This is a genomic window from Arthrobacter sp. EPSL27, assembly GCF_001512305.1.
Lineage (GTDB): Bacteria > Actinomycetota > Actinomycetes > Actinomycetales > Micrococcaceae > Arthrobacter.
In genome coordinates, this window is sequence record NZ_LNUT01000005.1 from 382,794 (window position 1) to 396,010 (window position 13,217).

Consider the following 13,217-nt stretch of genomic DNA (forward strand, 5'->3'; position numbering starts at 1 on the left):
AACCTGCCACCATGCCCGCAGGGAGCAACGCCCCCGTCCGGTCCGCCGACGTTGTGGTGATCGGCGCCGGCCAGGCCGGGCTTTCCGCCGCCTACCACCTGCAGCGCCGGGGTTTCCTGCCGGCCGCGACTGCTCCGCAGGGCGCGGGCCCGGCCGGCTCCCCGTCCCGGACCTACACCGTCCTCGACGCCGAGGACGGCCCCGGCGGGGCCTGGCGCCACCGCTGGAAGAGCCTCATCATGGCCACCGTGAACGGCATCAGCGACCTGCCCGGCGTGCCGCAGCCCACCGTGGACCCGGACGAGGCCAGCTCCAGCTTCCTGACACGGTACTTCGCCGCGTACGAACAGGACCTTGCGCTGGCCATCGAGAGGCCGGTCAAAGTCGGATCCGTGTCCCGGGAGGACACCGGCCCCCACGGCCGGCTGCGGATCACCACGTCCCGCGGCGACTGGTCGGCGCGGGCCATCATCAACGCGACCGGCACCTGGACCCGGCCGTTCTGGCCGATCTATCCGGGGCAGGCCACGTTCGGCGGACGGCAGCTGCACGTCGCGGACTACGTCTCCGCCGAGGAATTCCGCGGCCGGCACGTGATCGTGGTGGGCGGCGGCATCTCGGCGGTGGGCCTGCTGGACGAAATCTCCCGGGTCACCACCACCAGCTGGTTCACCCGCCGGCCGCCCGTCTGGCGGGAGGCCGCCTTCGACCGGCAGGCCGGGCACGACGCCGTCGCCCTCGTGGAGGACCGTGTGCGGCAGGGTCTCCCGCCGCAAAGCGTTGTTGCCGCCACCGGCCTCATCTGGACCCCCGCCCTGCGGGCGGCGGAAGCGCGGGGTGTGCTGGAGCGCCAGCCCATGTTCATCCGGATCGAGCCCGGGGGAGTGCGGCGGGCGGACGGCAGTTTCCTGGCCGCGGACGTGATCCTGTGGGCCACCGGCTTCCGGGCCGAGCTGGAACACCTCGCCCCGCTCCGCTTGCGGGGCCCGGGCGGCGGGATCGCCATGGACGGCACCCAGGTCGCCGCCGAGCCGCGGGTCCACTTGGTGGGCTACGGGCCGTCTTCATCCACCATTGGCGCCAACCGGGCCGGCCGGACCGCGGTGGCGGGCATCCTGCGATTCTTGGACGGGCAGGATAAGTTTGCAGAGGCCGGCCATCGCCCGGTCCCAGCACCCTGACCCACAGACCCACTTCCGAAAAGGCGGCACCACGCGCGTGGCGGACAACCCCCTCGATTCCCTCTTCTCCCGGCTGGGCAGGTTCCCTGATGTGGAATCTGCCAACCTGCAGGCCTGGGACGCCACGGACAAGCTCCTGCTGGACTCGGCAACGGACATCCTGGCCTCCGGAGCCGTGCAGCCCGGCCGCCTCGCCATTATCGGGGACCGCTACGGCGCGCTGACGCTCGGGGCCCTGGCGCTCACCGCCGCCACCCGCAGCACCGCTGCCGGCAGCACACTGGCCGGCAGCGGGGACGGCCCGGTGCGTGTCCACCAGGACCTCATCACCGGCGAACAGGCCCTCCGCCGCAACGCCTCGGCGCTCGGCGTCGACGGCGGCTTTGAACAGCACCAGCTGGGGGCAGGCCTCCTGGCCGGGGCCACCCTGGTCCTCCTCCAGCTGCCCAAATCCCTGGCGGAACTGGAGGAGATTGCCGACGCCGTCGCCCGCCACGCCGACCCCGGCGTGGTGCTGCTGGCCGGCGGCCGGGTCAAGCACATGAGCCTGGGCATGAACGCCGTGCTGGAGCGGTACTTCGGCGAGGTCCAGCCCCAGCTCGCCCGGCAGAAATCGCGGATCCTGCTGGCCCGCGGACCCAGGCCCGCCACGAATGCCCCGCCTTTCCCCGTCGCCGAGGCCAACGCCGAGCTGGGGCTCACCGTGTGTGCGCGGGGCGCCGTGTTTGCCGGCACGGGGCTGGATATCGGCACCCGGTTCCTGCTGGAGTTCCTGCCGGACATGCCGCAGGCGCGGCGTGTGGTCGACCTGGGCTGCGGCACCGGGATCCTCGCCGCCATGTACGCCCGCGCCAACCCCGGCGCCCGGGTGACGGCCACCGACCAGTCCGCGGCCGCCGTCGAGTCCGCCCGTGCGACGGCGGACGCCAACGGACTCGCGGACCGCGTCACGGCGCTCCAGGACGATGCCATGGCCACACTGCCGGATGCCAGCGCGGACCTGATCCTGCTCAACCCGCCCTTCCATGTCGGCGCGGCGGTGCACGCCGGCGCCGGCATCAAACTCATCGAGGCTGCAGGCCGGGTGCTCGCGCCGGGCGGGGAACTTTGGACGGTGTTCAACAGCCACCTCCACTACCAGCCGGCGCTGCAGCGGCTGGTGGGCCCCACCCGGGAGGTCGGCAGGAACCCGAAATTCACGGTGACGGCAAGCATCCGGAAATCCGCCGGAGTGTGAAGCCGGCGTGTGGGCGGTCACACCGGCGTAACGTACGATTCTGGGATAAGCAGTGCGTGGCCAAAGACGTTTAGGGGTTACCAGTGACTGAGATCCGCCAGCCCTCGCCCAGGCGCGGAACCAACCTGCCCCGGATGGGGGACTTCAACCTCACGGTGATCCTCGATGCCATCCGGCGCTCCCCGTCCGGCCTGAGCCGGGTGGAACTGGCCCAGATGGTGGGATTGTCCCCGCAGACTATCTCGAACATCTCCCGCCGCCTGCTGGACCAGAACCTGATCTACGAGGCCGGCAAGGAAGGCACCGGACCGGGCAAGCCGCGCACCATGCTCCGGCTCAACTCCTCCGGAATGTACGCCGTGGGCGTCCACCTGGACCCCGCCGTGACCACCTTCGTGGTGCTGGACCTGGTGGGCGCCGTCGTCAAGCACTCCCGGATCAAGACCCCCGCCGGCACCGATCCCGGCGCGGTCATCGACACGATCGCCGCCGAAATCAAGCAGCTCGTCTCGGATTCCGGCGTCGACCCGGCCCGGATCGCCGGCCTGGGGATCGCCTCGCCCGGGCCGGTGGACCTGGAGGAAGGGACGGTGGTTGACCCGCCGCTGCTGGTCGGCTGGGACCGTGTGCCGCTCCGCGAAGCCCTCTCCGCCGCCACCGGACTGTCCACCATCGTGGACAAGGACGTCACCAGTGCCGCCGTGGCCGAGACCTGGGCGGGCGGTCCCAGCGGAGCCGGCAGCTTCGTGTTTATGTACATGGGCACCGGAATCGGCTGCGGCATTGTCCTCAACGACGAGGTGGTCCGCGGCACCTCGGGCAACGCCGGGGAAATCGGGCACATCATTGTGGATCCCGACGGCGCACCCTGCGACTGCGGGATGCGCGGCTGCATCAAGTCGACCTGCATTCCGCAGGTGCTGGTGGCCCAGGCCGTCGACGCCGGAGTGCTGGCAGGTCCCGTCGCGGCCGCCACCGGTCCCGCCATCCAGGAGAGCTTTATGGAACTGTGCGCCGCCGCGGGCTCCGGCGACCCAAAGGCGCAGGCCATCATCGACCACTCCGCCGTGCTGGTGGCCCGCGCCGTGTCGACTGTGACCAACGCGCTCGACGTGGACCGTGTGGTCTTCGGCGGGCCGTTCTGGACCTGCCTCTCCCAGCGCTACCTGGAAAGGATTCCGGAGCTGGTACGGGAGGGCAGTGCCACCCGGAAAATCCACGAGATCGAGGTGGTGGGCACCGGCGTCGGCGAGGACGTCGGTGCGGTCGGCGCAGCATGCCTGGTCCTGGAGCACACGCTGGCACCCCGCTCGCAGCGCCTCCTGCTGGAGGGCTAGAACGGCAGGCCGGCCGGCCGTTTCAGTCGATGTCCTCGACGACGGTGCCGAACGGGATCGTGTCGTCCAGGTGTGCCTGGTGTCCGGTGGGACCCGGGTTGTACAGCACCCGGACACCATGCAGCTTGTCCGCGGCGGACTGCATCAGAATGGGCCGGACCGTGTTGACGAAACTCTCGCTTTTGTCGGCGAGATACTCCTGGTAGCTGGCTGGAAGCTGGATCATGGCAAAAGGATAGACCTGCGCGGGCGTGATGGGGAGAGGTCCCCATTGCCCGGATCCACGGCGGAGGATTGGATAGGATGGCCGGTGGCTGGCGCCCGGCCACCCGGCCCCAAACCAGCTAATCAGGCCAGCTAAATAGGCCAGCTACAGCCATCATCCACCAGGGGGAGACAGAGTGCTTCAGACCATGTCCGCCGCGCGGATTGAACCGGCGGAACTGGCCCGGGCCCGGCAGGCCCTCGCGGCCATCTCCCGCAGCTTCGATACCCGGGTGGTGGGCCAGGCCCGGCTCCGCGAAACCCTGCTGGTCGGTCTCATGACGGGCGGCCACATCCTGCTGGAAAGCGTGCCAGGGCTGGCGAAGACCACCGCCGCGCAGGCCGTGGCGGACGCCGTCAGCGCGGAGTTCCGCCGGATCCAGTGCACCCCGGACCTGCTCCCCAGTGACATCGTCGGCACCCAGCTGTACGACGCCGCCCAGGGCACCTTTGTGACCCAGCTGGGGCCGGTGCACGCCAACATCGTCCTGCTGGACGAGATCAACCGCTCCAGCGCGAAAACCCAGAGCGCCATGCTGGAGGCCATGCAGGAACGCCAGACCTCCATCGGGGGAGTGGTGCACCCGCTGCCGGCCCCCTTCCTGGTGCTGGCCACGCAGAACCCCATCGAGCAGGAGGGCACCTACCTGCTGCCCGAGGCCCAGATGGACCGCTTTATGCTCAAGGACGTGCTGGACTACCCCACCCCGGCCGAGGAGGCAGAGATCATCCGGCGGATCGACGCCGGCGTGTTCACGCCCGGGCAGAAACCCGCCGCGGCCGCCTCGCTTGACGCTGTCCGGGAGCTGCAGGACATCGTCCGCCGCGTCTATATCGACCCGGCCATCGTCCGCTACATTGTGGGGCTCAGCTACGTCACCCGGAACGCCGCAGACTACATTGACGCGCGGCTGGCCGGCTTCATCGAGTTCGGCGCCAGCCCCCGGGCCAGCATCGCCTTCAGCCAGGCGGCGCGGGCGGTGGCGCTGCTGGACGGGCGGGACCACGTGATCCCCGAGGACGTGAAGTCGCTGGCGCACCGCGTCCTGCGCCACCGCCTCATCCTCGGATTCGATGCGGTCGCCGAGCAGGTGCCGGTGGAGGCTGTCATCGACGCCATCCTGGCCGCCGTCCAGACCCCCTGAGGATGGGCAGCCTCCTCCACCGGGTGAAGTCGAAGCTGTCGATCTTCGCGCACCGCAGAGCCCGCGGCATGTTGGAAGGCCAGTACGGTTCTGCCGGCTCCGGCCGCAGCCTTGACTTCGATGACCTGCGTGCCTACGTGCCCGGCGACGAGGTCCGCGACATCGACTGGAAGGCCACCGCCCGGCACGGGTCGCCGCTGGTGCGGCGGTACCTCCCGGTCCGGCGGCAGACCCTGCTGCTGGTCACCGACACCGGCCGGGACATGGCCGCCGAGTCCCGGGGCGGGGAGCCGAAGAAGGATGTTGCCGTGCTGGCCCTGGGGGTGATGGGCTACCTAGCGCACCGCCACGGCGACGCCGTGGGGCTGGTGTGCGGCGACTCCGCCGGCACCCGGGCGCTCCCGGGCAAGACCGGCGAAGCGCACCTGGAACGGCTGCTCCGCGAAATCCACGACAGCGCCTCGCTGGACGCCGCGCCGAGCCGGCTCCAGACCCAGCTGGACTACGTGGCCCGGACCTTCTCCCGGCGGATGCTGCTCCTGGTGGTGGCCGACGAGTTCGCCCCGGACGCCGATACCGAGCGTGTGCTGCGCAGGCTCCGCGCCCAGCACGAGGTGCTGTGGCTGACGGTGCGGGACGCCGACCTGGCCGTCCCCGCCGACTCCTACGACGTCGCGGGCGCCCGGGCGGCCCGCGGGGCCGCCCTGCTGCCCGCGTTGATGCCCGGTGGGGTGGCCGCATCCGCATCCATCGCCGCCGCCTATGCCCGTGCCCGGGACGAACGGGACGCCGCGCGGCAGTCCATGCTGCGCCGGCTGGGGATTGCCGAGGCCGACGCCGGCAGCAGCGACGACGTGATCCCCGCCGTCTTCACGCTCCTCGCCCGGCAGCGGCGGCGCCGGTGACCCCGGTGGACGGCGACCTGGCGGGCGCTGGCTTCCTCGCGCCGCTGCAGTACAGCGGCTGGTTCCCTTGGGCGGGCCTGGGGCTGCTGGCCCTCGTCGCGGCCTGGTACACCTTCGTCCTCCTGGGCACACGGCGGCGGCCCGCGGCCCGAGAGGCGGCACCAACACCCACGGCACAAACACCCACGGCTCCGCCGGCCGGCACCCCGGACCTGGCCCGCCTCCGTGACGAATACCTGCGGCGGATCGACGCCGTGGACCGGGAAGCCGCGGCCGGCACCCGCTCGGACCGCTCGGCGCACCAGGAGCTGAGCCTGCTGATCCGCAGCTTCATCCGCGATGCGTCCGGAGTGGACGCCCCGCGGATGACCCTGGCCGAGCTCCGCGCGGCGGGAAGCGCTGCGCACCGGCAGGCCGGTGCGCAGTACTTCCCGCCGGAACACCACTTCCGGGCCGCCGCGGACGCCGTCGCCGGACTGTACCAAGGGGCGTTCGCCGCCGCCCCGGCGTCCGCCGTCCCGGACGCGGCCCGGGCCGCGCGGGAGGTGGTCCGTTCGTGGAACTGACGTTCTGGTGGATGCTGCCGGCCGCGGCCGTGCTGGCCGCCGCGGCCTGGCGCCTCCTGCGGCGCCGGGCGCGTGCCGTCCGGCGCCGTCCGGTGGCGCACAGCGACCGCCTCACCGCGCTGCCGGAATACCAGGCGGCCCTCGCGAGGCACCGCAACCGGCTCCGCCTCGCCGCCGCGGCCGGCGCCGTGCTGATGGTGGCCGCCGTCGTGGCCGCCGCCCGCCCGGCGGAGCGCAGCACCGTCCGGCCCGAACAGCACCAGCGGGACATCATGCTGTGCCTGGACGCCTCCGGCTCCATGAACACCGCCGACGCAGCGGTGGTGGACGTCTTCGGCCGGCTCGCCCGGGAGTTCGACGGCGAGCGCATCGGCCTCACGGTTTTCGACAGCAGCGCCGTGCAGGTTTTCCCCCTGACCGACGACTACGCGTACGTGCAGGAACAGCTGGAGCAGGCCAAGCTGGCTTTCGACGGGACCGGCAGCGGCAGCTTCCTCGACGGGACCTGGAACGGCGAGGGCTCCTCGCTGATCGGAGACGGCCTGGCCTCCTGCGTCCAGGGCTTCCCGGATTCCGGCGGCACCGCCGGCAGCAGCGGCGGCACCAGCGACGGGGACCGCCGGCGCGCCCGCTCGGTCATCCTGGCTACGGACAACTTCCTGGCCGGCTCGCCGCTGGTGACCCTCGCGGAGGCCGGGCAGCTCGCCAAGGACCGGGACGTCAGGATCTATGCGCTGAACCCCGGCGACTACGACACCGGCCCAGACCAGAACGGCCCAGACCAGAACAGCCCGTCCCAGTCCCAGCCCGGCGCCGGCCTCCGCCGCGTTGCCGAGGCCAGCGGCGGCGCGTACTACGCCCTCGACAGTCCTGCCGCGGTGCCCGGCATCGTGGCCGGCATCGAGGCCACCCAGGCCGCAGCCTTCCGGGGCGCACCCCGGGCCGTGGTGTCGGACCGCGCCGAGATACCCCTCGCTGTCGCCCTGATCGCGGGGCTGGTCCTCGCGGGAGCTTCCTGGAGGCCCCGGCGATGACCTTCAACCCCGTCCTGTCCTGGTGGCTGCTGGGCCCGCTGGCAGCTGCCGCCGTCCTGGGTCTTTGCTGGATCCTGTTCCGTACCCGGGCGCAGCCGGAAGCAGCGCAGCCGGAAGAAAACAGGGCCTGGCTCTTCCGCGCAGCCCTGGTGCTGCTCCTGCTCCTGGCCGCCAGCCGGCCGGGACTTCCGGGCGGCGCAGTCCAGGCCGCTGCCACCAACCTGAACGTGTTCTTCGTGGTGGACACCAGCAGCAGCATCGCCGCGGAAGACCACGTCTCCGCAGACGGCGGCGGCCCCCGGGCGCCGCGGCTCGACGGCGTCCGGGCCGACATCCTGGCGGTGGCCCGCGAACTGGGCGGCGCCCGGTATTCCCTCATCACGTTCGATTCCGGCGCCGCCGTGCGGATGCCCCTGACGGCGGACACGTCGGCACTCGAGACCGCAGTGGCGGTCCTGACACCCCAGGTCACGAGCTACTCGCAGGGCAGCGGTGTCACTGCCGCCCGCACCGTCCTCGCCGAACGGCTGGCTGCCGCGCGGGACACCCAGCCGGAACGGCCCCGGCTGGTGTTCTACTTCGGCGACGGCGAGCAGACCAGCGCCGCGGCACCCCGGGACATGCGCCTGGACGGATCCCTCGTCAGCGGCGGGGCCGTGCTTGGCTACGGCACACGGGACGGCGGGCGGATGCGGGAAAACAGCGGGGACGTCACCCGCCCGGCACAGACTTATATCCAGGACCCGGCCACCGGCACGGATGCCCTCTCCCGCCTCGACGAGGACCGGCTGCGCGGGATCGCACAACAGCTCGCTGTGCCCTATGTGCACCGGCTGGCGGGGGACGGGCCCGCCCCCATGCTCCGGAACGCCGCGCCCGGCACCCTGGAGCGCACCGGCGAATCCCTCAATGGCAGGACGGAACTCTACTGGCTGCCGGCATTCGCCGCGTTCCTGCTGGCCCTTCGCGAGACGCTCCTCGTCTCCCGGGAGCTCCGGGACCTCAAGCCGGCCCGGCAGCAAGCCACCGCGGGGCGGGGGCCGCGCACATGAGTCTCCGACGTCGGCGCCGGCACCTGCTGGCCTGGTCCGCCCTTCCCGTCCTGCTGGCCCTGCTGCTCGCCGTCAAACTCCTCAGCGCCGCATGGTTCGCCGGCCGGGCCGGCGATGCCTTTGCCCGGGCGGATGTCCCGGCGGCGGAATCGGCTGCCTCGGCCCTGGGTTTCGCCAACATCCTGGAGCCGCACAAAGCACCGTTCGCGGCGGGGGACGCCCTGGCGCTCCGCGGTGATTACGGCGGCGCTCGCGGCGCCTTCGAGGCAGCCCTCGCCGCCGCGCCCCCCGCTGATGAATGCCGGGTCCGGGCCAACCTGGCGCTGAGCATCGAGCGGCTGGGCGACGCGAGCGGCACTGCCCAGGACGGCCCGGACGAGGCTCTGCGGCTGTACCTCGAGGCGCTGGCCGTAGTGGACGCGGCACCCGACGGCTGCGTCGGGGCGGCACCGGCCGACGCCGCAGCGGGCGAGAGCCTGGAGTCGTCCCGGCAGCGGCTTGGAGAGAAGATTGAGCGGCTCCGGCAGAACCAGGGCAGCGGGGCCGGCCCCGAACAGCAAAACACCGACCAGCCGGACGACCAACAGCAGGACCCTGAACAGCCGGATGCCGACTCCGGGGCTCCGGCGGGGGACCGGCTGGAGCAGCTCCGGGAGGCCGGACAATCGGCGCAGCAGGAGCGGAACCGCGGTTTGGAGCGCGAGGACTACCTCAACGGCAGCGGAGCCACGCCGCTCACCGACCGGCCCTGGTGAGGATTCCGGCGAAGAATATTCTGTTCCCTGAGGAAACATCCCGTAAAAGTGGGTCTTAATTCGGCGGACGACTTGAACCGGTTCCGGGGATCGCCGTAGAGTTCTAACCAAGTTACCTCAGTAACGTGTCAGCGATCCTCCGCTGAAGCCGGCCCCCAAAGCCGTCCAGGAGGGTGTGGGTGCCCCCATGTGGGCCTGACATTTGCTCACGGACAACTTCGTATCAGGCGTAACAGTCGCGGCTGCGTCCTGCTGGAGTTCCCTCCGTGTTCCCCAAACTCAACCCACCGTCGGCCCCCGTCTACCGGGCAGCCGACAGTGTTCACAGCCAAGGACGCAAATGTCTCCACCTAGCCTTATTGACACCCACCCAAATCTTGCCGGCACCGCGCCGGTCGCCCTGTCCTACGAACTGTTCCCGCCGCGGTCGCCCGCGGCTGCCGAATCGCTCTGGACCACCATCGGCGAACTGGAAAGCACGGACCCGGACTACGTGTCCGTGACCTACGGTGCCAGCGGTTCCAACCGGGACACCGCCGTCGAGCTCATCAACCGCCTGGTGCAGGAAACCACCCTGCGGCCGCTGGCGCACCTGACGTGCGTGGGCAACTCCCCGCAGGAGCTCGCCGATATCATCGGTGAACTGCTCGACGTCGGCGTGCGCGGCATCCTGGCCCTGCGGGGCGACCAGCCCAAGGACGGCGGGGCCCCGCCGGAGGGATCGCTCAAGTACGCCCAGGACCTGATCGAGCTCATCCGCCGCGTCGAACAGCGCCGCTCGGCGCTGCTCTGCGCCGGCAAGGTGGCCGTCGGCGTCGCCGCGTACCCCACCCGGCACCCGGAATCGCCGAGCGAGGCGCACGACGTCGAGGTGCTGCTGGCCAAGCAGCGCTCCGGCGCCGACTTCGCCATCACCCAGGTCTTCTTCCACACCGAGCAGTACGCGGACCTGTTGTCCCGGGCCCGCCGGGCCGGCGTGACCATCCCGATCATTCCCGGCGTGATGCCGCTGACCAGCATCCGCAGGCTCACCCGCCTCCGCGAGCTGACCGGCGTCGAACCGGCACCGGAACTGATCGAACGGCTCGCCGCCGCCGACACCGACGCCGAACGCACCCGGATCGGAGTCAGAGCCACCGTGGACCTGGCCAACGCGGCCCTGGCCGCCGGCGCCCCCGGACTCCACCTCTACACCTTCAACGAGCACACGGCCGCCTTGGACGTGCTGGACAAGCTCGCCCTGGCCAGACCTCGAAGAGGCAACAAGCACAGAGGCAACAAGCACAGCGGCAACAAGCACCGCCAGCTCGCCAGCTGACCTCCCCACCAACTTAGGACCTTCCCATGACTGAACTTCCCATCACTGAACTGCGCAACACCCCCTTCCCGGCCGCCTCCATCCTTGGCTACCCGCGCATCGGCCGCCGCCGCGAACTCAAGAAAGCCGTCGAGGCCTACTGGGCCGGCACCATCGACGCCGCAGCCCTCGATGCCGCCGCCAAGGACATCCAGCTCGGCACGGCCAAGCGCCTGCAGGGCCTGGGCCTGACCGAAGCAGCCGCCATCCCCGGCACCTTCTCCTACTACGACCAGGTGCTCGACGCCGCCGCCCACCTCGGTGCCGTGCCGGCCCGCTTCGGCAACCTCCTCAACGCCGAAGGCCAGCTGGACCTCGACGGTTACTTCACCCTGGCCCGCGGCAACAAGGACCAGCAGCCGCTGGAAATGACCAAGTGGTTCGACACCAACTACCACTACCTGGTGCCGGAAATCGGCCCGGAGACCAGCTTCGCCCTGACCTCCGCCCGCATCGTCGAGGAGTTCGAATTCGCCCTCGCCAACGGTGTGGAGACCCGCCCGTACATCGTGGGGCCGGTCACCTTCCTGCTGCTCAGCAAGGCCTCCGACGACGCCCCGGCCGGCTTCAGCCCGCTGTCCCGCCTCGAGGACGTGCTCCTCGTCTACACGGCCCTGCTGGAGAAGCTTGCCGCCGCCGGCGCCGGCTGGGTCCAGCTCGACGAGCCCGCCCTCGTGGTGGACCAGGACACCCCGGCCGTGGAGATCCAGGCCGCCGTGGCCCGCTCCTACGAGGTGCTCGCCGCCGCCGCCAACCGGCCGCAGCTGTTCGTGTCCACCCCGTACGGCGCGCTGGGCGGCCAGCTCGGCACCCTCGCCGCAACCGGCATCGACGCCCTGCACCTGGATGTCTTCAAGGGCGGGGTCCCCTCCGCCGCGGCCTTGGCCGCCCTGGGCAACAAGACCCTGGTTGCCGGCGTTGTGGACGGCCACAACATCTGGCGCAACGATCTCGCCGCCTCGGCGGCGAAGATCGCCGAGCTGCAGAAGTCCGTCGCCACGCTGGCCGTCAGTACCTCCACCTCCACGCAGCACGTCCCGCACGACGTCGACGAGGAAGTCCAGCTCTCCCCGCAGCTGCGCAGCTGGCTGGCGTTCGCCGACCAGAAGGCCGCCGAGGTAGTGACCCTCGCCGGCCTGCTGACCGACCCGGCAACGGGTGTCCAGTCAAGGGATGTCCAGCCGGCCGTCGATGAGGCCACCCGCATCATCGCCGACCGCGCCGCGGCCGACGGCGTCCGCCGCGCCGAGGTCCGGAACCGCACCGCGGCCCTGACCGACGCGGACTTCAGCCGCTCCGCCTATGGGGTCCGCGAAGCCGCGCAGGCTGAGGCGCTGCACCTGCCGCCGCTGCCCACCACCACCATCGGCTCCTTCCCGCAGACCGGCGAGATCCGCACCGCCCGGGCCCGTGCCACCAGGGGCGACCTCAGCACGGAGCAGTACGAACAGCTCATGAAGGACGAGATCAAGCGCGTCGTGGAGCTGCAGGAAGACCTCGGCTTCGACGTCCTGGTCCACGGCGAGCCCGAGCGCAACGACATGGTCCAGTACTTCGCGGAAAACCTCGAGGGCTTCGACGTCACGGTGCACGGCTGGGTCCAGTCCTACGGCTCCCGCTGCACCCGCCCCTCCATCCTGTGGGGCGACGTCACCCGCAGCGCCCCGATCACGGTGGAATGGGCCCGGTACGCGCAGTCCCTGACCAACAAGCCGATGAAGGGCATGCTCACCGGTCCGGTCACCATCCTGGCGTGGTCCTTCGTCCGCGACGACCAACCGCTCGGCGAGACCGCCAACCAGGTGGCCCTCGCCCTCCGCGACGAAATCGCCGACCTCGAAGCCGCCGGGATCAAGGTTATCCAGGTGGACGAGCCCGCACTGCGCGAGCTCCTGCCGCTGCGCAAGGCCGACCAGGCCGCGTACCTGGACTGGTCCGTGAAGTCCTTCCGCCTCGCCACCGCCGGTGCCGCGGACTCCACCCAGGTCCACACCCACCTGTGCTACTCCGAGTTCGGCGCCATCATCGATGCGATCGACGGCCTGGATGCCGACGTCACCTCGATCGAGGCCGCCCGCTCCCGCATGGAGGTTGTCCACGACCTTGAGTCCCACGGCTTCGGCCGCGGCGTGGGCCCGGGCGTCTACGACATCCACTCGCCGCGCGTCCCCGGCGAGCAGGAAGTCACCGAGCTGCTCAGCACCGCCGTCAAGCACGTCCCGTCCCGCCAGCTCTGGGTCAACCCGGACTGCGGCCTGAAGACCCGCGGCTACGCCGAGACCGAAGAGTCCCTGCGCAACCTGGTCACGGCCACCCGGACGGTCCGCGCCGGGCTGCTGGAAGCCGCCAAGTAGCAGACTGACCTAACGACGACGGCGGCCGGC

General features: G+C 71.1%; 12 protein-coding genes. 11 read left to right on the forward strand and 1 reads right to left on the reverse strand.

What is annotated here, in order from left to right; all coding sequences use genetic code 11:
* Positions 1 to 11 precede the first annotated feature (11 nt).
* The 3 genes from AR539_RS12725 (at position 12) to AR539_RS12735 (ending at position 3,755) form a co-directional block, all read left to right on the forward strand.
* Positions 12 to 1,181, forward strand: coding sequence for an NAD(P)-binding domain-containing protein (locus AR539_RS12725; protein WP_066437436.1), 1,170 nt, complete (start codon positions 12 to 14; stop codon positions 1,179 to 1,181).
* Positions 1,182 to 1,218: 37 nt separating this feature from the next.
* Positions 1,219 to 2,418 carry a class I SAM-dependent methyltransferase gene (locus AR539_RS12730; RefSeq protein WP_066439958.1) on the forward strand — a complete coding sequence of 400 codons (1,200 nt, stop codon included), beginning with the start codon at positions 1,219 to 1,221 and terminating at the stop codon, positions 2,416 to 2,418.
* Positions 2,419 to 2,552: 134 nt separating this feature from the next.
* Positions 2,553 to 3,755 carry an ROK family transcriptional regulator gene (locus AR539_RS12735; protein WP_066437438.1) on the forward strand — a complete coding sequence of 401 codons (1,203 nt, stop codon included), beginning with the start codon at positions 2,553 to 2,555 and terminating at the stop codon, positions 3,753 to 3,755.
* A gap of 22 nt (positions 3,756 to 3,777) precedes the next feature.
* Here AR539_RS12735 and AR539_RS12740 read toward each other — a convergent pair whose 3' ends face one another.
* Positions 3,778 to 3,981, reverse strand: coding sequence for a hypothetical protein (locus AR539_RS12740; protein ID WP_066437441.1), 204 nt, complete (start codon positions 3,979 to 3,981; stop codon positions 3,778 to 3,780).
* A gap of 187 nt (positions 3,982 to 4,168) precedes the next feature.
* Between AR539_RS12740 and AR539_RS12745 the strand changes: the two genes are divergently transcribed.
* From AR539_RS12745 to metE, 8 genes are all read left to right on the forward strand, one after another.
* Positions 4,169 to 5,164 carry an AAA family ATPase gene (locus tag AR539_RS12745; protein ID WP_197410673.1) on the forward strand — a complete coding sequence of 332 codons (996 nt, stop codon included), beginning with the start codon at positions 4,169 to 4,171 and terminating at the stop codon, positions 5,162 to 5,164.
* Positions 5,165 to 5,166: 2 nt separating this feature from the next.
* Complete coding sequence (locus AR539_RS12750; protein ID WP_066437446.1) at positions 5,167 to 6,069, forward strand: DUF58 domain-containing protein; 903 nt, start codon at positions 5,167 to 5,169, stop codon at positions 6,067 to 6,069.
* Complete coding sequence (locus AR539_RS12755) at positions 6,066 to 6,635, forward strand: hypothetical protein (RefSeq protein ID WP_066437448.1); 570 nt, start codon at positions 6,066 to 6,068, stop codon at positions 6,633 to 6,635. Before AR539_RS12750 ends, AR539_RS12755 begins: the two co-directional genes overlap by 4 nt.
* Positions 6,626 to 7,669 (forward strand): VWA domain-containing protein, encoded by a 1,044-nt coding sequence (locus tag AR539_RS12760; protein ID WP_066437451.1) that lies wholly within the window; start codon positions 6,626 to 6,628, stop codon positions 7,667 to 7,669. The genes AR539_RS12755 and AR539_RS12760 overlap by 10 nt, the downstream gene beginning before the upstream one ends.
* A complete protein-coding gene (locus AR539_RS12765) occupies positions 7,666 to 8,721 on the forward strand; it encodes a vWA domain-containing protein (RefSeq protein WP_066437454.1) in 1,056 nt (351 codons plus the stop codon). Before AR539_RS12760 ends, AR539_RS12765 begins: the two co-directional genes overlap by 4 nt.
* Positions 8,718 to 9,476, forward strand: coding sequence for a hypothetical protein (locus AR539_RS12770; protein WP_066437457.1), 759 nt, complete (start codon positions 8,718 to 8,720; stop codon positions 9,474 to 9,476). The genes AR539_RS12765 and AR539_RS12770 overlap by 4 nt, the downstream gene beginning before the upstream one ends.
* Positions 9,477 to 9,816: 340 nt before the next feature.
* Positions 9,817 to 10,794: a methylenetetrahydrofolate reductase gene (locus tag AR539_RS12775; protein ID WP_066437460.1), complete on the forward strand. Its 978-nt coding sequence runs from the start codon at positions 9,817 to 9,819 to the stop codon at positions 10,792 to 10,794.
* Between the two features lie 26 nt (positions 10,795 to 10,820).
* A complete protein-coding gene (metE, locus tag AR539_RS12780) occupies positions 10,821 to 13,187 on the forward strand; it encodes a 5-methyltetrahydropteroyltriglutamate--homocysteine S-methyltransferase (protein WP_066437463.1) in 2,367 nt (788 codons plus the stop codon).
* The last annotated feature ends 30 nt before the right edge of the window (positions 13,188 to 13,217 follow it).

Excerpts from the sequence above, each read along its gene's own strand:
- AR539_RS12765 (WP_066437454.1), top strand. The coding sequence starts at position 7,666 with ATGACCTTCAACCCCGTCCTGTCCTGGTGGCTGCTGGGCCCGCTGGCA.
- AR539_RS12725 (WP_066437436.1), top strand. The coding sequence starts at position 12 with ATGCCCGCAGGGAGCAACGCCCCCGTCCGGTCCGCCGACGTTGTGGTG.
- AR539_RS12770 (WP_066437457.1), top strand. The coding sequence starts at position 8,718 with ATGAGTCTCCGACGTCGGCGCCGGCACCTGCTGGCCTGGTCCGCCCTT.
- AR539_RS12735 (WP_066437438.1), top strand. The coding sequence starts at position 2,553 with ATGGGGGACTTCAACCTCACGGTGATCCTCGATGCCATCCGGCGCTCC.
- AR539_RS12740 (WP_066437441.1), bottom strand. The coding sequence starts at position 3,981 with ATGATCCAGCTTCCAGCCAGCTACCAGGAGTATCTCGCCGACAAAAGC.
- AR539_RS12775 (WP_066437460.1), top strand. The coding sequence starts at position 9,817 with ATGTCTCCACCTAGCCTTATTGACACCCACCCAAATCTTGCCGGCACC.
- AR539_RS12745 (WP_197410673.1), top strand. The coding sequence starts at position 4,169 with ATGTCCGCCGCGCGGATTGAACCGGCGGAACTGGCCCGGGCCCGGCAG.
- metE (WP_066437463.1), top strand. The coding sequence starts at position 10,821 with ATGACTGAACTTCCCATCACTGAACTGCGCAACACCCCCTTCCCGGCC.
- AR539_RS12750 (WP_066437446.1), top strand. The coding sequence starts at position 5,167 with ATGGGCAGCCTCCTCCACCGGGTGAAGTCGAAGCTGTCGATCTTCGCG.